The sequence below is a fragment of the Azospirillum canadense genome (assembly GCF_025961225.1).
In the GTDB taxonomy this organism is placed as follows: Bacteria; Pseudomonadota; Alphaproteobacteria; order Azospirillales; family Azospirillaceae; genus Azospirillum; species Azospirillum canadense.
On record NZ_JAOQNG010000002.1, the window covers coordinates 195,643 to 217,706 of the forward strand.

At 68.7% G+C, this 22,064-nt stretch carries 17 protein-coding genes; 12 read left to right on the plus strand and 5 right to left on the minus strand.

The annotated features are described in order from the left end of the window. Window positions 1–112: 112 nt before the first annotated feature. Window positions 113–1,768 carry an AMP-binding protein gene (locus tag M2351_RS15550; protein ID WP_264657025.1) on the plus strand — a complete coding sequence of 552 codons (1,656 nt, stop codon included), beginning with the start codon at window positions 113–115 and terminating at the stop codon, window positions 1,766–1,768. Window positions 1,769–1,964: 196 nt separating this feature from the next. On the opposite strand, the gene mmsB is transcribed toward M2351_RS15550, so the two are convergent. Next, entirely contained in the window at window positions 1,965–2,855 is an 891-nt protein-coding gene (gene mmsB / locus M2351_RS15555; RefSeq protein WP_264657026.1) for a 3-hydroxyisobutyrate dehydrogenase, read from the minus strand. Window positions 2,856–2,920: 65 nt separating this feature from the next. Next, entirely contained in the window at window positions 2,921–4,060 is a 1,140-nt protein-coding gene (locus tag M2351_RS15560; RefSeq protein ID WP_264657027.1) for an isobutyryl-CoA dehydrogenase, read from the minus strand. 162 nt (window positions 4,061–4,222) lie between these two features. Here M2351_RS15560 and M2351_RS15565 point away from each other — a divergent pair, with 162 nt between their 5' ends. From M2351_RS15565 to M2351_RS15575, 3 genes are all read left to right on the plus strand, one after another. Next, window positions 4,223–4,912, plus strand: a complete 690-nt coding sequence (locus tag M2351_RS15565) for a GntR family transcriptional regulator (RefSeq protein WP_264657028.1) — start codon at window positions 4,223–4,225, stop codon at window positions 4,910–4,912. Window positions 4,913–5,002: 90 nt separating this feature from the next. Then, entirely contained in the window at window positions 5,003–6,553 is a 1,551-nt protein-coding gene (locus M2351_RS15570; protein ID WP_264657029.1) for a malonate--CoA ligase, read from the plus strand. 105 nt (window positions 6,554–6,658) lie between these two features. Next, window positions 6,659–7,228 carry a TetR/AcrR family transcriptional regulator gene (locus M2351_RS15575; protein ID WP_264657030.1) on the plus strand — a complete coding sequence of 190 codons (570 nt, stop codon included), beginning with the start codon at window positions 6,659–6,661 and terminating at the stop codon, window positions 7,226–7,228. A gap of 97 nt (window positions 7,229–7,325) precedes the next feature. Here M2351_RS15575 and M2351_RS15580 read toward each other — a convergent pair whose 3' ends face one another. From M2351_RS15580 to galE, 3 genes are read right to left on the minus strand one after another with little or no spacing between them, the layout of a single operon-like run. Beyond that, window positions 7,326–8,513: a DUF2336 domain-containing protein gene (locus tag M2351_RS15580; protein ID WP_264657031.1), complete on the minus strand. Its 1,188-nt coding sequence runs from the start codon at window positions 8,511–8,513 to the stop codon at window positions 7,326–7,328. Window positions 8,514–8,544: 31 nt separating this feature from the next. Continuing rightward, window positions 8,545–9,054, minus strand: a complete 510-nt coding sequence (locus M2351_RS15585; RefSeq protein WP_264657032.1) for a MarR family winged helix-turn-helix transcriptional regulator — start codon at window positions 9,052–9,054, stop codon at window positions 8,545–8,547. Window positions 9,055–9,067: 13 nt separating this feature from the next. After that, window positions 9,068–10,087: a UDP-glucose 4-epimerase GalE gene (gene galE / locus M2351_RS15590; protein ID WP_264657033.1), complete on the minus strand. Its 1,020-nt coding sequence runs from the start codon at window positions 10,085–10,087 to the stop codon at window positions 9,068–9,070. Between the two features lie 425 nt (window positions 10,088–10,512). Between galE and M2351_RS15595 the strand changes: the two genes are divergently transcribed. From M2351_RS15595 to M2351_RS15630, 8 genes are all read left to right on the plus strand, one after another. Continuing rightward, window positions 10,513–12,234 (plus strand): type I secretion system permease/ATPase, encoded by a 1,722-nt coding sequence (locus M2351_RS15595; RefSeq protein ID WP_264657034.1) that lies wholly within the window; start codon window positions 10,513–10,515, stop codon window positions 12,232–12,234. Beyond that, a complete protein-coding gene (locus M2351_RS15600; protein WP_264657035.1) occupies window positions 12,231–13,610 on the plus strand; it encodes an HlyD family type I secretion periplasmic adaptor subunit in 1,380 nt (459 codons plus the stop codon). Before M2351_RS15595 ends, M2351_RS15600 begins: the two co-directional genes overlap by 4 nt. A gap of 105 nt (window positions 13,611–13,715) precedes the next feature. After that, the gene (locus M2351_RS15605) at window positions 13,716–13,919 is read left to right on the plus strand and encodes a hypothetical protein (protein ID WP_264657036.1); all 204 of its coding nucleotides are present in this window, start codon (window positions 13,716–13,718) and stop codon (window positions 13,917–13,919) included. Window positions 13,920–14,434: 515 nt separating this feature from the next. Then, the gene (locus tag M2351_RS15610; RefSeq protein ID WP_264657037.1) at window positions 14,435–15,256 is read left to right on the plus strand and encodes a calcium-binding protein; all 822 of its coding nucleotides are present in this window, start codon (window positions 14,435–14,437) and stop codon (window positions 15,254–15,256) included. Between the two features lie 88 nt (window positions 15,257–15,344). After that, window positions 15,345–17,726: a glycosyltransferase gene (locus M2351_RS15615; RefSeq protein ID WP_264657038.1), complete on the plus strand. Its 2,382-nt coding sequence runs from the start codon at window positions 15,345–15,347 to the stop codon at window positions 17,724–17,726. A gap of 4 nt (window positions 17,727–17,730) precedes the next feature. Beyond that, entirely contained in the window at window positions 17,731–18,558 is an 828-nt protein-coding gene (locus tag M2351_RS15620; RefSeq protein ID WP_264657039.1) for a class I SAM-dependent methyltransferase, read from the plus strand. Further along, window positions 18,555–19,868, plus strand: a complete 1,314-nt coding sequence (locus M2351_RS15625; protein WP_264657040.1) for a glycosyltransferase family 4 protein — start codon at window positions 18,555–18,557, stop codon at window positions 19,866–19,868. Before M2351_RS15620 ends, M2351_RS15625 begins: the two co-directional genes overlap by 4 nt. After that, window positions 19,865–22,039: a glycosyltransferase family 2 protein gene (locus tag M2351_RS15630; protein ID WP_264657041.1), complete on the plus strand. Its 2,175-nt coding sequence runs from the start codon at window positions 19,865–19,867 to the stop codon at window positions 22,037–22,039. Before M2351_RS15625 ends, M2351_RS15630 begins: the two co-directional genes overlap by 4 nt. The last annotated feature ends 25 nt before the right edge of the window (window positions 22,040–22,064 follow it).

A 22,064-nucleotide genomic window follows, 5' to 3' on the forward strand; every position in this document is an offset into this window, starting at 1 on the left:
GCAACACCGGCACTATAAACCGCGATCGTCACAGTTTTCAACACGGACATTCCGCCGACGCATGTTTTTTCGGGCGACATTCGGCCGCAAGGTCCATAATATGGACCTTGCCATGACCCGAACCGTGACCGACATCGAAGCCCCCTCCTCCGGCGCGTCCGGCGGCACGCAGAGCCTGGAGCGTGCGCTGACGTTGTTGCGCACCGTCGCCGCCTATGGCGCGGACGGTGCGCGGCTGTCCGACCTGATGAGCGACACCGGCCTGTCCAAGGCGACGGCGCACCGGCTGCTGACCGCGCTCGCGCGGGAGCGCTTCATCGACCAGGACCCGCGCAGCCGCCGCTACCATCTGGGGCCGGATCTGGATTCGCTCGGCCGCATCGCGGCGGCCCGTTACCGCCCATCGGACGGGCAAGCGCCGGATGCCGGAGGCGCCGCCGTGCGCCCGACCGCCTTCCTGCGGCCGGAATACCAGGGCGACGCGATTCCGCTGGCCGACCTGCTGTGCGACCGCCACGCCCGTACCGACGGCGCGCACGCCGCCCTGCTGCACGAGAGCGTCGCCGGCCAAACCACCGAGCTGAGCTTCGCCCGGCTGGAGCGCGATTCGGCCCGCTTCGCCACGGTCCTCCACCGGCTCGGTGTCGGGCGCGGCGACCGGGTTGCGGTGCTGCTGCCCAAGGGGCCGGAAATGCTCATCGCCGCGCTGGCGATCTGGCGGCTGGGCGGCGTCTACATGCCGCTGTTCACCACCTACTCGGCCGCCGCGGTGGCCTACCGGCTGGCCGACAGCGAGGCGCGGGCGATCGTCACCACCGGCTTCCTGCGTCGCAAGATCCCGCGCGACAACAGCCGCCCCGTGGTGATGGTGGAGGGCGACGAGGCCTTCGGTCCCGGCGCCGACGCGGTGCCTTTCTGGTCCGCCCTGCATGAATCCGCCCCCCTGGCCGAGGTTGCCCGCTACGCCGACCGCGACGCCTTCGCGCTGATCTACACGTCAGAATCCGAGCCGAAGCCGCTCGGCGTCTCCCTGCCCGTGAAGGCGCTGTCGGGAATCGAGCAGTACATGCGGATCGGCCTCGATCTGCGCGACGATGACATCTACTGGAACATGGCCGACCCCGGCTGGGCTTACGGTGCCTATTACGGACTGGTCGGGCCGCTGCTGCTGGGGCGCACCACCATCTTCTGCGACGGCCCCTACGACGTGCGGCAAGGTTATCGGATGCTGACGAAGTTCGGCGTCACCAACCTGACCTGCGCGCCGTCCCAGATCCGCGCTTGGCACAGCGCCGACCCGGAGGGCGGCCCGCGCCAGCTGGCGTTGCGCATCCTCTCCGTGGTCGGCGAGCCGCTGCCGCCGGAGCTGATCGGCTGGGCCAACCGGGTCGTGGAGGTGCCGCTGCTCGACCAGTACGGCCAACGTGAGACCGGCATCTTCATGATGAACCGCTACGACCCCGACCACGCCGACCGGCCGGCGGACGCGTCGCTCGGCCGGCCGATGCCGGGCTTCCGGGTGGTGATCCTCGACCCGGAGGGCCGCGAGGCCCCGGTCGGCGGCGCCGGCGAGATCGCCATCGACGTGGAGAACTCACCGCTCTTCTGGTTCGAGGCCTACGCCAACGACCCGGACCGCACCTCTTCCCGCTTCCGCCACGGCCGCCGCTACTACCTGACCGGCGACTGGGCCTTTCTGGACCGCGGAGGCAACATCCACTTCCGCGGCCGGGCGTCCGACGCCATCGTCATGCAGCAGGGGGAGTGAGGCCCGCCGTGCCCCCACCCTCCCGCTCTCAGCGGACCCAAAGGGTCCGGCTGCCGCGTCAGCGCAAGCTTTGCTTGCGCGAGAGCTTCGCGGGTCCCTCCCTCCCCCGCTGGGCGGGGGAGGGCTTAGTTGCGGCTTTGCGGGAGAGCGGCGGAGTTCCCTCCCCCGCCCAGCGGGGGAGGGTTAGGGTGGGGGTTTACTTCTGCCCGCGCAGCATGTTGACGATGCCGGAGAAGTCCTTGCCGCCGAAGCCGGAATTGCAGAACAGGGTGTAGATCTGCGCCGCCTCGCCGCCCAGCGGCAGCGGGCTGCCGGTGCTCTGGCCGGCTTCGACCGCCAGCTTCAGGTCCTTCAGCATCAGCGCGGCGGCGAAGCCCGGCTGGTAGTCGCGGTTGGCCGGCGAGGTCGGGACCGGCCCCGGCACCGGGCAATAGCTGGTCAGCGACCAGCACTGGCCCGACGACTTCGACGCCACGTCGAACAGCCTCTGCGAATCCAGGCCAAGTTTCTCGGCGAGGGCGAAGGCTTCCGACACGCCGATCATCGAGATGCCGAGGATCATGTTGTTGCAGATCTTCGCAGCCTGCCCGTTGCCCGGTCCGCCGGTGTGGACGATGGCCTTGCCCATGGCCGCCAGGATCGGCTCGGCGCGCTTGAAGGCGTCTTCCGTGCCACCGACCATGAAGGTCAGCGTGCCCGCTTCCGCACCGCCGACACCGCCGGACACCGGCGCGTCGACCATGGCGAATCCGGCGGCCTCCGCGGCCGCGGCGACGGCGCGGGCGCTGTCCACGTCCACGGTGGAGCTGTCGATGAACAGGCTGCCGGGCTTGGCGCTGGCGATGACGCCGCCTTCGCCGGTGTAGACCTCCCGCACATGCTTGCCGGCGGGCAGCATGGTGATGACGACCTCGGCCCCGGCCGCCGCGGCCCCCGGGCCGGCGGCGATGGTGGCGCCCGCGTCGCGGGCGGCGGTGCAGGCGGCCTCCGACAGGTCGAAAGCCTGCACAGCGTGGCCGGCCTTCAGCAGGTTGCGCGCCATTGGCCCGCCCATGTTGCCCAGACCGATAAAGGCGATCGTCGCCATTGCATTTCCCCCTATTTTTGCGCCGCCGGACGTTGTCGCCGGTGGATTGCGTATTGATGCGGCGATCAGCCGCCCACCAGTTGGCGGGCGATGATGACGCGCATGATCTCGTTGGTGCCTTCCAGGATCTGATGGACGCGCAAGTCCCGGAAATACCGTTCGATCGGGTATTCCTTGACGTAGCCGTAGCCGCCGTGCAGCTGCAGCGCTTCGTTCACCACCTGGAAGCCGATGTCGGTGGCGAAGCGCTTGGCCATGGCGCAGTGCATGGTCGCCTCGGGCGAGGCCGCGTCGAGGCTGCTCGCCGCGCGGTGCAGCATCAGGCGCGCCGCGTCCAGCTCCGTCGCCATGTCGGCCAGCTTGAACTGGAGCGCCTGGAAGGCGTTCAGCGGCTTGCCGAACTGCTTGCGCTCCGCCGTGTAGGCGACCGCCTGTTCCAGACAGAAGCGGGCGCCGCCGATGGAGCAGGCGCCGATGTTCAGGCGACCGCCGTCCAGCCCCTTCATGGCGATCTTGAAGCCGTCGCCTTCCTCGCCGATGCGGTTGGCGACGGGGACCCGGCAGTTCTCGAAGATGACGGCGGAGGTCGGCTGGCTTTTCCAGCCGAGCTTGTGCTCCTGTTTGCCGAAGGACAGGCCGGGTGTGCCCTTCTCCACCGCGATGCAGGAGATGCCCTTCGGACCGGGCTCGCCTGTGCGGACCATGCAGACATAGACGTCGGACGAGCCGCCGCCGGAGATGAAGGCCTTCGACCCGTTCAGGACGTAATGGTCGCCATCGCGCTCCGCCCGTGTGCGCAGGGAGGCGGCGTCGGATCCGGCGCCGGGTTCCGTCAGGCAGTAGCTGGCGAAATGCTCCATGCTCGTCAGCTTCGGCAGGAAGCGCTCGCGCTGCTCCGCGTTGCCGAAGCGGTCGATCATCCACGACGCCATGTTGTGGATGGAGATGTAGGCGGCCGTCGACGGGCAGGCCGCCGCCAACTCCTCGAAGATCACAGCGGCGTCGAGCCGGCCAAGGCCGGAGCCGCCGACGTCGTCGCCCACATAGATGCCGGCGAAGCCCAGCGCCGCCGCCTGCCGCAGCGTGTCGACCGGGAAAATGGATTCTTCGTCCCAGCGGGCCGCGTGCGGCGCCATTTCCTGGCGCGCGAAGTCGCGCGCGGTGTCGCGGAACGCTTGTTGTTCCTCGGAAAGCGCAAAGTCCATGCGCATCCTCCCCCAAAACCGCTTGCGCGAAGGCCGCCGGGGCGCGGAAGGATTCCCGGCGCTGATTGTTGCGGCAGAGCACTATCACACTGGATACGCGGTGTCCATCTCTTGTATACAGAGTGGGACAGCCCCGTGGATGGATATGAGGACGCGCTCGGGATGAGCGATCGGATTGCCGACAGCGACAAGAAGGGCCTGACCCGTGCCGACGAGGTGCGCCTAGCCATCGAGGAGGACATCTTCCTCGGCCGCCTGCGCCCCGGAACGCGCCTGGACGAGGAAAGCCTGGCGCAGCGCTTCAACATCTCGCGCACGCCGATCCGCGAGGCGATCCTCCAGCTCGTCCACGCCGGGCTGGTGGAGAAGCAGCCGCGGCACGGCGCCGTAGTGGCGCCGCTGAAGCTGCACCGCATGGTGCAGATGTTCGAGGTGATGTCGGAAATCGAGGGGCTGTGCGCCCGATTCGCCGCCCGCCGCATGTCGGAGGAGGAGAAGCAGGCGCTGAAGCGGCTGCACGAGGCCTCCAACGCGCACATGAAGGCGCGGGAGTTGGACGCCTATTACGCCGTGAACCGGGAGTTCCACGAGGCCATCCAAGCCGGCAGCCACAACGAGCCGCTGCAGGAGATCGCCCGCGGCCTATTCGCCCGTTTGGCCCCCTACCGCCGCTACCAGCTGAACCACCCGTCGCGGATCAACGACAGCTTCGACGAGCATGGCGGCGTGGTCGACGCCATTCTGGCCGGTGACCCGGAGGCCGCCTACACCGCCATGCGGCGCCACGTGACCATCCAGATCGACATCTTTGCCGAGTTCGTGTCCATCATGGGCGGGAACGGAATACAATAGTCAGATTATCTGTATACAAGTATCTGGTCAGCCGAGCACCGGTGTGGTAGATCCGGGCTCCAGCTTTGGTGCGCATGGGAGGCAGGGCACATGTCCGACGCAGCGTCCGCGGTCAGCGGCAACATCTTCGATCTCTTCTGCTCCCGTTTCCCGGCGGACCGCAGCCGCCCATTCGCGGTGCTGGAGGATGGCCGCACGGTCACCTACGGGGACCTGGAGACGCTGACCGGTCGCTACGCCCGCCTGCTGTCCGACCTCGGCCTGAAGAAGGGCGACCGCGTCGCGGTGCAGGTGGAGAAGTCCGTCGAGAACATCGTCCTCTACCTCGCCACAGTGCGCGCCGGCGGCGTCTTCCTGCCGCTGAACCCCGCCTACACCAAGGCGGAGGTCGGGTATTTCCTGACCGATGCGGAGCCGCACGTCTTCGTCGCCAAGCCGGACACGGCGGATGGCCTGCGCGAGGTCGCGGACAAGGCAAAGGTCGCGCATCTGCTGACGCTGGGGACCAAGGGGGACGGCACGCTGCCGGAGCTGGCGGCGGGCAAGGGCGCGGAGTTCACGACCGTGCCGGCCGACCCTGACGATCTGGCCGCGATCCTCTACACGTCCGGCACCACCGGGCGGTCCAAGGGCGCGATGATGAGCCACCGGAACCTCGGTTCCAACGCGCTGACGCTGCATTCCTACTGGGGTTTCCGTCCGGACGACGTGCTGCTGCACGCGCTGCCGATTTTCCACACGCACGGCCTGTTCGTGGCGACCAACTGCGTGCTGCTGAACGGCAGCTCCATGATCTTCCTGCCGAAATTCGACGCCGACCAGGCGCTGGCCCTGCTGCCCCGGGCCACGGTGATGATGGGCGTGCCGACCTTCTACACGCGCCTGCTCGCCCATCCCGGCCTGACGAAGGACACTACGGCGCACATGCGCCTGTTCATCAGCGGCTCCGCCCCGCTGCTGGCCGACACGCACAAGGAGTTCTCCGCCCGCACCGGCCAAGCGATCCTGGAGCGCTACGGCATGACCGAAACCGGCATGCTGACCTCCAACCCGCTGGACGGGGACCGCATTCCCGGAACGGTGGGCTTTCCCCTGCCGGAGGTGTCGGTGCGCGTCGTCGATCCGGAAACCGGCAAGACGCTGGGCACCGACGAGATCGGCATCATCGAGGTGAAGGGTCCGAACGTCTTTTCCGGCTACTGGCGGATGCCCGAGAAGACGAAGCAGGAGATCAAGCCGGACGGCTTCTTCATCACCGGCGACGTCGGCAAGGTGGACGGTCGTGGCTACGTCCACATCGTCGGCCGCGCCAAGGACCTGATCATCTCCGGCGGCTTCAACGTCTACCCGAAGGAGGTCGAGACGGTCATCGACGCCATCGACGGCGTTGTGGAGTCGGCCGTGGTCGGCGTCCCGCACCCGGACTTCGGCGAGGCGGTGACCGCCGTCGTGCTGCGCAAGCCCGGATCCGCGCTGGACGAGGCGGCCGTGGTGACGGTGTGCAAGCAGCAGCTCGCCAACTTCAAGGTGCCGAAGCGCGTGTTCTTCGTGGACGAGCTGCCGCGCAACACCATGGGCAAGGTGCAGAAGAACCTGCTGCGCGACGCCCACAAGGACCTCTTCACGCCCGCAAAGGCATAAAGGGCGCTCACAAGCCCGGCGATTCCTGCGGCCTGACCGGCCATTTGCGGTTATGGTGCTCCGCTGTTGTCGGTACGCCACCGTATGGTCCTGGGAGCACCGCTGATGGAAGCGAAGACGCTGAACCGCGAATCCTGGCTGTCCGCCGCCTTCTCCGCCCTAGCGGAGGGCGGCGTCGAGCAGGTGCGCGTGGAGGTGCTCGCCAAGCGGCTGAAGGTCACCAAGGGCAGCTTCTACTGGCACTTCCGCGACCGGATGGAGTTGGTCGAGGCGATGCTGGAGGGGTGGAAGGTCGGCCGCATCGAGGCGATCAAGATGCAGACGCGGCTGGACGGCTGGGCGCCGGCCGACCGGCTCCGCGACGTTCTGTCGCTCTACGGTGGAACCAGCAACCCGCGCGGTATGGCGATCGAACTGGCCATGCGCGACTGGGCCCGCCGCGACCCGCGCGCCGCGGAGATCGTCGCGGAGGTCGACCGCGAGCGCCTGCGTTGCGTGACTGACCTGTTCACCGGGATGGGACTGACGTCCGACGAAGCCTTCGCGCGGGCCTACCTGTTCTATTCCTTCATCTTCGGCGAGGGCCTGCTTGCGCGTTCTGCGGCGCCCGACCGGTTCGAGAAGGCGCGGGACATCTGCGGGCGGGTGTTGGTGCCGGGGGATGCGGAGGGGTAAGGCGCGGGTCGCCGCCGTTGCCCCCACCCTCCCGCGCTCGCGCGCGGGTCCCTCCCCCTCCCGCGAAGCGGGGGAGGGTTAGGGAGGGGGCAACAGTTCACGTCCCCGTGCGCACCGGCGCAAACGGCAGCCCGGCCTGGTCGAGCGCGCGGTCGATGACGTCGTCGGACGCGCCGTCGAACAGCTGAAGCAACAAGTCGTCCACGATCCAATCGTTGGTCGGGGTCAGGTTGGCGAACAGCTCGCCCATCACCTCGGCCTGGAAGTCGTCGCGACGGTTGTCGCTGCCTTCATACTCCATGCGCTTGGCGACGCCGATGGCGATCTGGAAGGGCGGCACGAGAACGGGCGCGACCGATGCCCGCTTCAACACCGCCCGCAGGCCCAGCGCGCCGTCGTCCCAAGCCAGCGTGCGCGCGGCCTCGCTCGTGACTTCCGCCTTGGTGGCCAGACCGGCGGAGAACAGGGCGATGTCCCCGGCGCACAGCACCCGGAACAGCAGCGCCGTGGTGAAGCGTCCGTTGGCGTGCAGCCAGCGGGCCACCGATTCCACATCCTCCGACCCGCGGAGCGCCGGGCGCAGAAGGCGCATGGTCGCCGCCTCCCGCCCGCGGTTGGTCAGCCGCTCCACCAGTTCCCGCGACAGGCCGTGGGTGTGGGCCAGCGTCGCCCGCACGGCGTCGGAGACGAAGGCGACCAGCCGTTCCACCACGGCCAGCGGCAGGCCGGGACGGGTCGCCGCCGCCTCGCTGACCATGCGCACCCGGCCGAAGCGGTCGAGCGCCCGGTGCAGCGACGGTTCCGCCACATCCGCCCCGGGGTTGCGCAGCAGGGTGGTGACCACGGCGACGTTGCCCGATTCCACGATGGCGCCGGCCACCCGCGCCGACACGGTGCGGCGGCCGGCGATGGCCATGTGCTTGCCGCTGTCCGGATCCGCCAGCACGTCGAGCAGAAGCTCGTCGCTGAGCGACCCGCTGTCGCGCAGCAGCGGGAAGGCCACCCGACCGACGTCCTTCACCAAGCGTTCGGCCAGTTCTTCCGTCAGCATCGAGTTGTTGCGGATCTGCCAGGCCACGGCCTCGCGAACCGCGGCCTGGGCGTCGGCGGCGAAGCAATGCATCACCTCCAGCGCCAGCGACCGCTCGGCCTCGGTCAGGCGGCCCTGTTCGAGGTCGCGGACCAGCTTCGCCATGGTCTCGATGCGCGTCTCCGGCGACGGGGAGGCGAGCAGCCGTTCGACGTCGCGGGCGGAAAGCCCTGGGGATGGAGAGGAATCGGTCATCGTCAGTGGTCCTTCAATCGAGTCTGGCCCTTCAATCGAGACCTTGGCCGGCGTAGCGGACCATGTCGCCCCAGATGCGGTCGAGACGGCGCAGCGTGCGGTAGGCGGCCTTCAGCTCCATCGCCTCCGCGTCGTTGCGGACGAGCGCCGACGCCTGGATCTGCTCGAACTTCGTCAGCTCGTCGCGCAGCGCCTGCCCTTTGTCGGTCAGGCGCAGCCGGGCGGTGCGGCGGTCCCGCTGGCTGGCCCCGCGGTCGATGTAGCCGGCCTCCACCAGGATCTTCAGGCTGTAGGACGCGTTTGATCCCAGATAATAGCCGCGCTCCATCAGGTCGCGGACCGACGGTTCGTCGTCGCCGATCAGCATGACCATCAGCGCCTGCACCGGCCCGATGTCGTCGATGCCCTGCTTCAGCAGGCCCGCGCGCACCACGTCGAGAAACCGGCGGTGCATCCGCTCGATCAAGCGGGCAAGCCCGTGATATTCGGCAAGATCCGCCTGATCGACGGAATCGGGATCGTCCCGGCGCTGCGTGTTCATAGACAGCATCCTCTTATTCGGCAGCCTGCGCGGTCGCCGGGCCGCGGTAGCCGTTCGGATTGCGGCTGCGCCACGCCCAGGCGCCTCCGATGATGCTGTCCAGGTCGGGGAAGCGCGGGTTCCAGCCCAACTCCGTCCGGATGCGCTCGCTCGACGCGATCAGCACGGCCGGGTCGCCGGCGCGGCGCGGGCCGACCTTCACCGGAACCTTCAGGCCGGTCACGCGCTCCACCGCCTCGATCACCTGGCGGACGCTGTAGCCCGTGCCGTTGCCGAGGTTGTAGCGGACGCTGCGCGTCTCCAGCGCGTCCAGCACGCGCAGGTGCGCGTCGGCCAGGTCGCAGACATGGATGTAGTCGCGCACGCAGGTGCCGTCCGGGGTCGGATAGTCGTCGCCAAAAATCTCGATGTGGGAGCGCTTGCCCGCCGCGGCGTCCAGCACCAGCGGGATCAGGTGAGTCTCCGGGTGATGGTCCTCGCCCAGCAGCCCGTTGGGGTGCGCGCCCGCTGCGTTGAAGTAGCGCAGGCAGGCGGAGCGCAGGCCGTGGCAGCGGTCGGCCCAGTGCAGGGCGCGTTCGATGAAGAACTTCGACTCGCCGTAGGGGCTGCCCGGATCAATCGCTGTGTCCTCGTCGATCGGCAGGCGCTCCGGCGTGCCGAACAGGTTGGCCGTGGACGAGAAGACCATCTTGCGCACGCCGGCCTCGACCGTCGCGCGGATCAGGTTCAGCGAGTTGACCGTGTTGCCGTGCAGGTAGAGGTGCGGGTCGCGCATCGACTCCCCGACCAGCGACAGGGCGGCGAAGTGGAACACCGCGTCGAAACGCCATTCGGCGAAGACGCGCTTCAGCGCGTCGGTGTCGGCCAGATCGGCTTCGACGAAGGCCGCCTCCGCCGGGACAGCCGCACGATGTCCCTGGCGCAGGTTGTCCAGCACGATAACCTTGGCGCCGCGGTCCAGCAGTTCCGCCACGCAGTGGCTGCCGACATAGCCGGCGCCACCGGTCACGAGGACGGTCATGGGCGAGTTCATCGCAAATATTCCTTGGATTTGAGAAATAATCGAGTTTCCGGTGCACCCGCCATCGTCAAAGGAGGAGACCGCCTTCGAAAGCGAGGCAAATGTTGCGTGGTGCAGCATGCCGCGTCTTCAAGCCAAAGGCTAGTTGACGAAAAAGGGGCAAAACTGTGGCGCCCACGCCGCCGGGTGCTTGGAAAATCATTTGAAATCAGAGGCTTGGAGACGGTTTTCTACCGCTTTCGGACAAGCGCAAAAGGGGTAGCGACCCAAACTTATCACACGCCTGTCGTCGGTCGGAGACGTAAGCGAGAGCATGCGGGTGCTTTCCGGACGGTGCCAAACCGGCTTCGGGAAGAAAAGAGCTAGGACAATAATTTGTTAACCAAACGATCTTTGTTTGGGAAACGCCTGCGCGACGGCAACCGGAAGGACCTTACATGAGCGGAATGGATCGGTCGCTGCTGACCCAAGCCTATCGGAAGATAGGTCGCGGCCTACTCCTGGCCGGCGCATTGAGCTTCTTCGTGAATCTGCTGATGCTCGTGGTTCCGCTCTACACCATGCAGGTCTACGACCGCGTGATGAACAGCCACAGCGTGGAAACGCTGACCATGCTGGCGATCATCGCGGTCGGCGGGCTGGTGCTGTTCGGCGTGTTGGACTACATCCGCGCACGTGCCTTCATCGTGTCGGGCGCGGTGATCGCGCACCGCTTCAACGTCCCGGCGCTGGAAGCGGCGATCGTGGACGCGCTGGGCGGCGGCATGCGCAACGCCGGCCAGACCATGCGTGACCTGAACGACCTGCGCAACTTCATGTCCGGCAGCGCGGTGACCATCCCGCTGGAGCTGCTGTGGACCCCGATCTTCCTGGTCATCCTGTTCATCCTGCACCCGGTCTACGGCTGGATCGCGGTCGGCTCGGCGCTGCTGCTGCTGGCGATGAACGCGCTGACCGACGCGCTGACCCGCCGCCCCATCGCGGAGGCGAACGAGGCCTCCGCCAAGGTCTACGCCGATGTGGCGAGCGCCGTCCGCCACGCCGAGGCGATCGAGGCCATGGGCATGCTGCCGGCGCTGGCCCGGCGATGGCAGGCGGCGCAGACCGGTTCCGCCTCGCTGGTCGACCGCGGCACGCTGATGTCGCGCGGCATGGCGTCGGCCTCGCGCTCGCTGCGGCTGATCATTCAGATCGGCACCATCTCCGCCGGCGCCGCGCTGGTCATCAGCAACGAAGCCTCGCCCGGCAGCATGATCGCCACCGGCCTGATGATGGCCCGCCTGCTGGCGCCCTTCGAGCATCTGGTGGACAACTGGCGCCTGTGGGTCGGCGCGATGACCGCGCACAAGCGCATCCGCGAGCTTCTGAACGGCGAAGGGCAGCGGCGCGGCACCATGGCCATGCCGATGCCTCAGGGCAAGATCAGCGTGGACCGCGTCAGCCACGTGCCGAAGGGCTTGTCGCGCCCGGTGCTGCGCGGCGTGTCCTTCGCGCTGGAGCCCGGCGAGGTGCTGGGCATCATCGGCCCGTCGGGGGCCGGCAAGTCCACGCTGGCCCGCCTGCTGGTCGGCATCTGGGAGCCGACGGCCGGCGGCATCTACCTGGACGGCACCAGCACCTTCCTGTGGGAGCGGGAGAGCTTCGGCAAGTATGTCGGCTACGTGCCGCAATCCGTCGCCCTGCTGGACGGCACCATCGGCGAGAACATCGCCCGCATGGCGAACGCCGACCCGGCGGAGATCGTCCGCGCCGCCCGCATGGCCGGGGTTCACGACATGATCGGCCGCCTGCCCTTCGGCTACGACACGCCGGTTGGCGAGAACGCCTTCGCCCTGTCCGGCGGGCAGCGGCAGCGCATCGCGCTGGCCCGCGCCCTGTTCGGCCGGCCGCGCCTGATCGTGCTGGACGAGCCGAACTCCAACCTCGACCATGAGGGGGAGCAGGCCCTGCTGCACGCCATCGGCCAAGCCCGTGCGGAAGGCGCCACCATCGTGATGGTCGCCCATCGCCCCTCCATCGTGTCCGTCGCCGACAAGCTGCTGGTCCTGAAGGATGGCATGGTCGAGCATTTCGGCGCGCGCACCGACGTGTTGAAGCTGGTCCAGCCCGGCGGCGCGGTGAAGGTCGCCCGACTGGTCCGGACGGGAGAATCCGCATGACGAACGCCACGATCGAACAGCCCGCCCTGGCGGCTGCGACCGCCGCCCCTGCCCCGGCCTGGGCGCCCGTGATCGACGTCGCCCCGCACGAGCCATCGCTGCGCGGCACCGCGCTGGCCGGCGCGCTCGCTGTCGCCATTGGCTTCGGCGGGTTCTTCGGCTGGGCCTTCCTGGCCGACCTGGACAGCGCGGCGCTCGCCCCCGGCACGGTGATGGTGGAAAGCCACCGCAAGACCATCTCCCATCTGGAGGGCGGCATCCTCCGGGAGCTGCTGGTGCAGGACGGCGACGTGGTGAAGGCCGGGCAGATGCTGCTGCGGCTCGACACGACGCAGAGCGGCGCGGTGGTCGCGCAGATCCAGGGCCAGTACTGGACGGCGCTCGCCCGCCTCGCCCGCCTGCGCGCGGAGCAGACCGACGCCAGGACCCCGGTCTACGCCGAGGAACTGCTGAAGGCCGCCAAGAGCAACCCCGTCGCCGCAGAGGCCATGAGCGCCGAGCAGCGCCTGTTCGAATCGCGGCGCGACAGCTACGAGGGGCAGGTCGCCATCCAGCGCAAGAACATCTCGCAGCTTCGCGACGAGATCGCCGCGCTGGAGGCCCAGCGGGCCGCCACCGCCGACCGCCTGCGCTACACCCAGGACGAGCTGCACATCGTGGAACAGCTGCTCGCCAAGGGCTACGAGCGCAAGCCGCGCCTGCTGGAACTGCAGCGCAACGTCGCGGACGGCAAAGGCCGACTCGGCGAGCTTCAGGCGAACAAGTCGAAGGCTGAGCAGGCCATCGCCGGGGCGGAGCTGGAGATCATCAACCTCGCCAACACACGCCGGTCGGAGGTCGGGACCGACCTTCAGACCGTGCAGGCCAACGTGTCCGACCTGTCCGAGCGGCTGCGCGGCGCCGACGACGTGCTGAAGCGGCAGGAAGTCGTGGCGCCGCAGGCCGGCAAGGTGACGGGGCTGCGCTTCTTCACGCCGGGCAGCGCCATTCCCGCCGGCCAGCCGATCCTCGACATCGTGCCGCAGAACGACGACCTGATCGTCGAGGCGCGGGTGTCGCCGGCCGACGTGCAGCATGTGGAGATCGGCGCCAAGACCATGGTGCGGCTGACCGGCTACCGCCAGCGGGTCGTTCCGCCGGTGCCGGGCAAGATCGTCACCTTCTCCGCCGACCAGTTGCAGGACGACCGCACGGGCCAAGCCTATTTCATCGCCCGCGTCAGCCTGGACGTCGACACGCTGAAGCGCCTGCCGAACGTGGAGCTGCATCCCGGCATGCCGGCGGAAGTGATGATCCACGGCCACTCCCGCAAGGCGATCGACTATTTCCTGACCCCGCTGACCGACGGCATGAACCGCGCACTGCGCGAACAGTAAGGCTGGATTTTTTCCACTCCGGTGCCCCCTTTTCCGTCAGGGAGGAGGGGGCACAATCATTTCCGGAGCGTTCTGTTGCGGTGCTGGAAACCACAGGAGCGTGACATGGACCGGGATCGATTGAAGCGCGTCGCCAAGGCGCTGGGCGACGTCCACCTCTACGACAAGCACCACACCGGCGAGTTCATCGCCATGCGCCTTCGCGACTCGCTGGCCGACAACCCCGGCTACGACGCAGACGCTGTGCAAGACAAATTGATGGAGTTGGCAAAGGCGGCGTTGACCGCTGCAGAAGAGGGCGAAGAGTAAAGTCGGTTTGCGTGATGTTTTATTTTGAAATTGGCGGCGTCGCGCCGCTGCCCTGATTCCTCCGGCGTTCCGCTGGGCGGACGTCTCACCCCCCTCCCCCACGGACGATGAGGGAGGGGGCGCTGCACGGCGGATTTTTCCGCCGCCCAGGCTTCGTTTCGGCAATTTTTTCGCTGACTCGGCCTGCCGCTTTGAAAGATTTTTAAAAGCGACATACCCCGGTACGCACACAGTAGCAGGGATTTGCGGCCGCCGAGCGGGTCAGTGTCACCATTGCAAAGACAAGATGTTTAGAATTTCGTCGTTTTTTGAAAGCAAAGAACACTGCATCAAGCAACGAACATCTCCGATTATTACATTTCGACTCTCAAAGCTCAACATTTTCCTGCGTTTCGCCTCGTTGTTGTCACAGCCTCTGCGCCCAATATTTGGCTATAGCGTTGGGGGTAACTCGCCATTTCGGGGTAGGTGAAAACGCCACCCCAACCCAATCACATCGTTAAGGAGTATCAACAATGGCCACCCTTCCTGGCGGCAACTATGACGATGTCAATCTCGGCACGAATCACAGCGATCTGATCGACGGGGGCAAGGGCGACGACGTCCTGTTCGGTGGCAACGGCCATGACACGCTGATCGGCGGCGAAGGCGACGACGCGCTGTTCGGCGGCAATGGCCACGACGTCGTGACCGGTGGCGATGGCGACGATGTCATGATGGGCGGCAACGGTGCCGACTCGCTCAGCGGCGGCGCTGGCGACGACTACCTCAGCGGCGGCAACGGTGCCGACGTGCTGGCGGGTGGCGCCGGCAATGACATCATCGACGGCGGCAATGGCAATGACGTCCTTTCGGGCGGCGCCGGCGATGATATCCTGCACGGCGGCAACGGCGACGACCAGCTGCTGGGCGGCGACGGCAACGACATCCTCGATGGCGGCAAGGGCGCCGACATCCTGTCGGGCGGCAACGGCGACGACTACCTCAGCGGCGGCGACGGTGCCGACACGCTGCTCGGCGGAGCCGGCAACGACATCCTGGTCGGCGGCAAGGGCGACGACATCCTGTCCGGCGGCGCCGGGCATGACGTGTTCGTGTTCTCCGGCGGCGGCGGCCAGGACGTCGTGCTCGACTTCCGCGCGGGCGAGGACGTGCTGCAGATCGACCGCAACATCAACGGCCTCAAGATCGGCGATGCGTCCGACCTGGCGTCGCGCGTCACCGATCACGGCGGTGATGCGGTCATCGACCTCGGCAACGGCGACAGCATCACGCTGAAGGGCGTGTCGGCCGAGGACATCCACAACCACCCGAACGACTACTTCGTCATCCACTAAGCGACCGGACCGGCGGCGTGTGCACCCCCGCGCGCACGCCGCCGCAAAGTCCCAGTGAAATTCGGGCGTCTGTCTTGGGTGAATGCGCATGACCGTTCTCGCCGTCCTGCCGACCTCCACCACCATCGCTCCCGCGCAGCTTCATGCGCTGGGAGACGATTTCGTTCTCGCGTCTTGGGAAAGCGACGGTCCGGAGACCTCCGGCCGCGTCGTTCCCACGCTGGATGGTGCCGAGGTTCGGCCGCCCTATACCACGCTGTCCGTGCGGACGAGCTGGGGCGGGCAGCGCGTGCTGTCGATCCTGCGCACACCGGACCAGCCGGGCGCCGCGGCCCGGTTCGTGGCCCAAGGCCGCGTGATCGCGGAAGCCCCGACCGACACCGACTTTCCCCACCTGGATCCGGCCTTCCTGCTGGGCAGCCTCGACGCCGGCTCCCGCCTGCGGGTGGTGCGGTTCCTGTTTGATTTCGCGCGCTCCACCCCCGCGCTGCGCGGCGACGCCGGCTTCGCCGCCGTCTGCCGCCGCATGGTGCTGGAGCTGTCGCCCGTTCCCTCCCCCGTTACGGCGCGTGCCGCGGCGACCGACGAGCTGCTGCTGTGCGCCGGGTCGCTGTCCGCCGGATTCGGCGAGGTGACGGGGGCGGTGATCATCGGCCACGGCGCCGTCGGACCTGCGCCCTTCGACGTCTGCGTCGGCTCCGCCATCGACAAGCGCGGGCGTCTGGCGATGTCCTTCCTGGTCGACCGGGTGCTGTGCGTGCCCGGCAACCTGCTGGTGGTGATGGGCCGCAACGGGCTGGCCTGCCGCAGCTTCGACGCGGTGCGCGCCAACCTGCCGACGCTGACCGAGCATCTGTCGACCCGCCGCGACACGCCGCTGAACCTGCGCCAGCACATCCTGCGCGGCCTTGCCCAACGCGGCCGGTCCGACGCGACCGCGGCGGCGGCGGTGCGCGAGCTTCAGGTGCTCGCCCCGCTGCCGAAACGGCAGGTCGCCGACGCCAAGCGGTCCATCGGCGCGTCCCTCGACCTCGCCGTGCCGACCGGTGACGGCGGGCTGTTCCTGGCCGGCTGGGTGCATGACCCGCACGGCCTCAGCGCCGGCCTCAGCGTGCAGACCCCCTTCGGCGCCGAACGGCGCCTGGAGGTGCTGGAGCACCGCTTCCCGCGCGAGGATGTGGCGAAGCTGTTCGGCACCGGATCGACCGACCGCAGCGGCTTCGTCGCCTACCTGCCCGGTGCGCCGGAGCCGGCGGCCGTCCTCCAGGTGCATGCGGAGCTTCTGCTGGGCTCCGGCGGGTCGATCAAGCTGGTGCCGCCGCTCCGCCCGCTGTCGCCGGCCGAGGCCCGCGCCGCGGTGCTGGGCAGCCTGCCGCCGCAGTTCGCCACGCCGCAGCTGCTGGAAACCGTGCTGGCCCCGGCCGTCGCCCCGCTGCACGCCGCCCATATGGCGAGCCGCCGTGCGCCGGAAATCGTGTCCTTCGGCCGCCGGCCGGAGAACCCGTCGGTTTCGCTCATCATCCCGCTTTACAAAACATTGGAATTCTTGCGGTTCCAGCTGTCGAGCTTCGCCACCGATCCCGGCATGGCGGACGCGGAACTGATCTTCGTGCTGGACAGCCCGGAGCAGCGCGACGAACTGGTGCACCTTCTGCAAGGCTTCCACGGGCTCTACGGCCTGCCGATGACGCTGCTGGTGCAGCCGGCCAACTACGGCTATTCGGCGGCCAACAACGCCGGCGCCGGTGTCGCCGCCGCACCCCGTCTGCTGTTCCTGAACTCCGACGTCATCCCGGACCGTCCGGGCTGGCTGGCGTCGCTGCTCGCGGCGTTGGAGGAACGGCCGGGCACGGGCGCGGTGGGCCCGAAGCTGCTGTTCGACGACGACAGCCTGCAGCACGCCGGCCTCTATTTCGACCGCGATGTGCGCGGCCGCTGGTTCAACCACCACTACTTCAAGGGCCTGCCGCGCGACTTCCTGCCGGCCCGGCGGGAGCGCAGCGTGCCTGGCGTCACCGGCGCCTGCCTGCTGATGCCGCGCGACGCCTTCGAGGCGGTGGGTGGCTTCTGCGAGGACTACGTCATCGGCGACTTCGAAGACAGCGATCTCTGCCTGCGCGTCCGGCAGGCCGGGATGGACATCCGCTACGTCCCCTCGGTGGAGTTGTACCACCTGGAACGCCGCTCCATCAGCCGGCACACGGGCTACACGCGCGGAGTCGCGTCCGAATACAACGCGTGGCTCCACGCCCGCCGCTGGTCGGGCCTGATGGAGGAGTTGATGGCCCATGATTGGGACGAGGCCGTTCCGCCGCCGCCGCGCCGGCCGCTGGAGGAAAGCTTGCTGCGGCCGATCACGGTGTCCAACGACCTGACCCCGCGCCCGTCGCTCCTCGCCGACATCCGCGCCCCCCTCAGCACATCTGACTCGCCGCATCACAGCGGACGCGCAAACCGGAAACGGAAATAGTGCCATGAACGAGATCCTGACCGGCAACCGCCTCGCCGTCCTGCGCCGCAACACCGACCCGCGGCTGGAGTGGCTGTGCGCGCAGATCGCGCGCAACCGCTTCCTGCCGGTGCCGCCGCCCGACCGCGTCTTCATCGGCGACGGCGACTTCCGCGCCATCGGGGCCGAGTTCCTGCGCCACTTCGTGCGCTACGGCGGCCTGAAGCCGTCCGACCGCGTGCTGGAGATCGGCTGCGGAATCGGCCGCATGGCGCTGCCGCTGACCCAGTACCTGGAGTCCTCCTACGACGGCGTGGACATCGTCGATGACGGCATCCGCTGGTGCCAGGAGGCGATCACCCCGGCCTATCCGGAATTCCGCTTCCAGTGCCTGGACGTGGCGAACGCGCTCTACAACCCCGGCGGCCGGTTCGACGCGGCGAAGTCCACCCTGCCCTACACCGACCACGGGCACGACTTCATCATCCTGACCTCGGTCATCACGCACCTGCGCACGGCCGAGACGGTGCGCTACGCGGCGGAGATCGCCCGCGTGCTGCGGCCGGGCGGGCGGGTCTTCCTCAGCCTGTTCCTGGTGGACGCCAAGGCGCGGGACGGCATCGCCAAGAAGACCGCCCGACCCGCCTTCATCGACGCGCCGGGTCCGGAATACATCGCCGACGAGAACGCGCCCAACGCCGCCGTCGCCTATTCCGAAGCCTTCCTGCTGAGCGTGTTCGAGGCGCAGGGCCTGCGCCCGGCGAAGCCGGTCCTGCGCGGCCACTGGAGCGGGCAGCGCGAGGCCGAGAATTTCCAGGATCTGCTGGTGCTGGAAAAGGAAGGTGCCCGATGAGTGCCCCCACCGGCCTTCCCCGCGTCCTGATCGTCGCCCACAACCACCCGAGCCTGCACCCCGGCGGCACGGAGATCTTCGCGCACGAGCTGTTCCGCGGCATCAAGGCGCTGGGGGCCGACGCGCTGTTCCTCGCCTGCACCAACGGCATCCACCGCGACCGCAAGCCGGGCACGAACCTCCAGACGCTGGGCCGCAGCGCCGACGAGGTGGTGCTGTGGGCCGGCCACTTCGACCATTTCTTCCAGAGCCAGATCGACCTGCACGGCATCGTGCCGGACCTGTCGAACCTGCTGCGCGCCTTCCGGCCGGACATCGTGCACATCCACCACACCCTGCTGCTGGGCGTGGAGATGCTGTTCCTGATCCGCCGCATCTGCCCGGAGGCGCGGATCGTCTACACGCTGCACGACTACTACCCGATCTGCGCCAACGACGGGCAGATGGTCACGACGAACGGGCACGCGCTCTGCAAGGCGTCCTCGCCGGACGCCTGCCACCGCTGCTTCCCCGACCGGCCGGCCGATCAGTTCGTGCTGCGCGAGAAGCACATCAAGGCGATGTTCGGCCTTGTCGACCAGTTCCTGGCGCCGAGCGCCTTCCTGCGCGACCGCTACGTCGCCTGGGGCATCCCGGCTGACCGGATCGAGGTGATGGAGAACGGCCGCCCGGCGGTCGATCCGGCGCCGCACCGCGCGCTGCCCGCGGGGGCTCCGCGCAACGCCTTCGCCTATTTCGGCAACCTGAACCCGTTCAAGGGCGTGACCGTCGCGCTCGACGCCGTGACGCGGCTCGCCCGGACGGGTGCCGACTTCTGCCTGGCCGTGCATGGCGGGGCGCCGTTCCAGACCGACGCCTTCAAGGCGAAGGTCGAGGAGGGCTTCAAGGCCGCCAAGGGGCACGCCGTCCAGCACGGCCCCTACCGCCGCGAGGAGATGGCCGACCTGATCGCCGCCTGCGATTGGGTGGTGATGCCGTCGATCTGGTGGGAGAACGCGCCGCTCGTCATCCGCGAAGCCTTCCAGCATGGCCGCCCGGTCATCTGCAGCGGCATCGGCGGCATGGCGGAGGCGGTGTGCGACGGGGTGGACGGGCTGCATTTCCGGGCGGGGGACGCCACGGATCTGGCCCGCGTCATGAATCGCGCAATGACCGAGCCCGGACTTTGGGAAAGGCTCGTGTCCAACATACCGGTGGTCCGCACGACTGAAGAGGCCACCGAACAACACGTCATGCTGTATGACGCAATAATATGGGGTGATGGGGGAGCGCATGGACAGGGCTCGATTGCGGGGAGCATCGCAGGATGAAGGAACCGATCACCAAGGCCGACATCACGGCGGCCATTCTACTTGACGACGACACGTTGGTGCTGTTCGGAGCCATCGATCGGACCTTGCCGGCCGCGGGGGTCGTGCATCTCGACGGTTCGGTCGAAGGGCGCTACGGCGGCCGGTCCTGGACGGACGCGGAGGGCGAGCGCTGGTTCCTGGGCGGCGTCCGAGTGGCGGGCCTGGCGCAGCTGCGCCCGTCGCGGGTGGAGATCGCCGACGAGGGCGGGGAGCGGCTGGTCCTGCCGCGCCTTTCCAACGTCCGCACCAACCCGTCGCACCTGATCGCCGCGCTGAAGGCGTTCCAGCCCGGCGCCCTGTCGCTGGCGCTGGACTTCACGCTCGCGCTCGCCGCGTCGTCCGGCACGCCGGCGGATGGGACGGGTGACCGCATCGGCCGCCTGCTGTCCGGCCTCGTGCAGGAGGTGTCGCAGCCCGACGGCTTCACCGAGGTGTTCGGCCGCTTCCGCGACGGCAGCCTGATGCTCCAGGGCTGGGCGCGCAGCTTCAAGACCGGCGCGCAAAAGATCCTGATCGAGGCGGAGGAGATCGGCATCCACCGCGCCACCGCCGCGTCCTTCGCGCGGCCCGACCTGCCGTCGGATGCCGCCGGCGTACTGGCCGTGCTGACCGACCCGACGCCGGCCCCCGGCACCGTCCGCCGCATCCACTACCGCGCCGCCGACGGCTGGCGCCACATGGAGATCTTCGAGCAGCGCACCATCCTGCCGGAGGGCGTGGCCGCCGCGCACGTCCGCGACATGCTGGGCAACCTGCACGACGCCGAGGCGCGGCAGGCGGTCACCCGCATCGCCGCGTCGCGCTACGACGGGGCGGAGACGGTGTCGCAGCTCGACGTGCCGGTCCGCATGGGCATGGACATGGTGCTGCGCGTGCCCGGCGCCGGCCTGTTCGTCGCCGGCTGGCTGCTCGACCCCACGCACCAGGTGCGCGCGGTCACGCTGAAGGGGCCGGGCGTCTCCGCCCGCCTGGACGGCGAGTGGTCGCGGCTGTCGCGCCGCGACGTGACGGAGGCCTTCCAGCACGACGGCCTGTTCGCCGGTCGGCTGGTTCCCGGCCAGGACCAGCACGGCTTCACCGTCTTCGCGACGGAGCCCGCGGGCGTGGCACAGACGGCCGATTTCCACCTGGAACTGGAACTCGCTAACGACCGCTTCGCCTTCCTGCCGCTGAGCTGCCTGCCCCCGGCCCCGGAAGCGCTGAAGCGCATGTTGTCGCTGGTGAACCTGGACAGCCCGTCCATCGAGACGCTGATCGCCCGGCACGTCGGGCCGATGCTGCGCACCGCCCGCACCCGCGGAGCGGATCTGAAAGCCACGGGCATCCACCCCATGGGCCGGCCGGTGAAGGCGCCGCGCGTGTCCGTCGTCCTGCCGGTGACCGACCGGCGCGAGGACGTGGACCTGAACATCGCGCGCCTCGCCATCGACCCGGACTTCGCCGACACCGAGCTGCTGGTCGTCGCCACGGCCGGCACGCACGAGCGGCTGGGCGGGGCGGTGCGGCAGGCCGCGGCCTTCTACCGCCAGTCAGTGACGTTTGTCGCCGCGCCCGAGGCGACCGACGCGTTCGAGGCCATCGCCGCCGCCCTGCCCCACGCGCGGGCGGAACGGGTGCTGATGCTGTCCCCGTCCGTGCTGCCGACCGAGAAGGGCTGGCTGTCGGCGCTGGAGCGGGTGTCGCGCAAGTCCGGCGGGCCGGTGATGGTCAGCCCGACGCTGCTGTACGAGGACCATTCGATCCGCTTCGCCGGCATCATGGCGGTGGAGGGCTCCGACGGCGCCAAGACCTTCGAGCGCCGTTACGCCGGCTACCCGCAGGATTGGCTGAAGGAGCACGAGGCGGCCACGGTGGACGCCGCTGCTCCGGAATGCGCCCTGCTGCCCAAGGACGCGCTGGCCCGCGCGCTCTCGACCATGGGGTCCTACATGGGGGCCGACCACAAGGGGCTGGACCTCTGCCTGCGCCTGCGCGCGCTGGGCGGGGCCTGCGTCTGGCTGCCGCGCGTCACGCTGGTGGCGCTCGACGAGCAGCCGCGCGACGCGCACGCCGACCGCTGGCACCGGGCGGGCGCCATGGTGGACCGGTGGAGCTTCGAAGACACTTGGTCCGCCCGCGTCGCCGCCTGACCCCCGCAAGCCCATTCGAGATCGG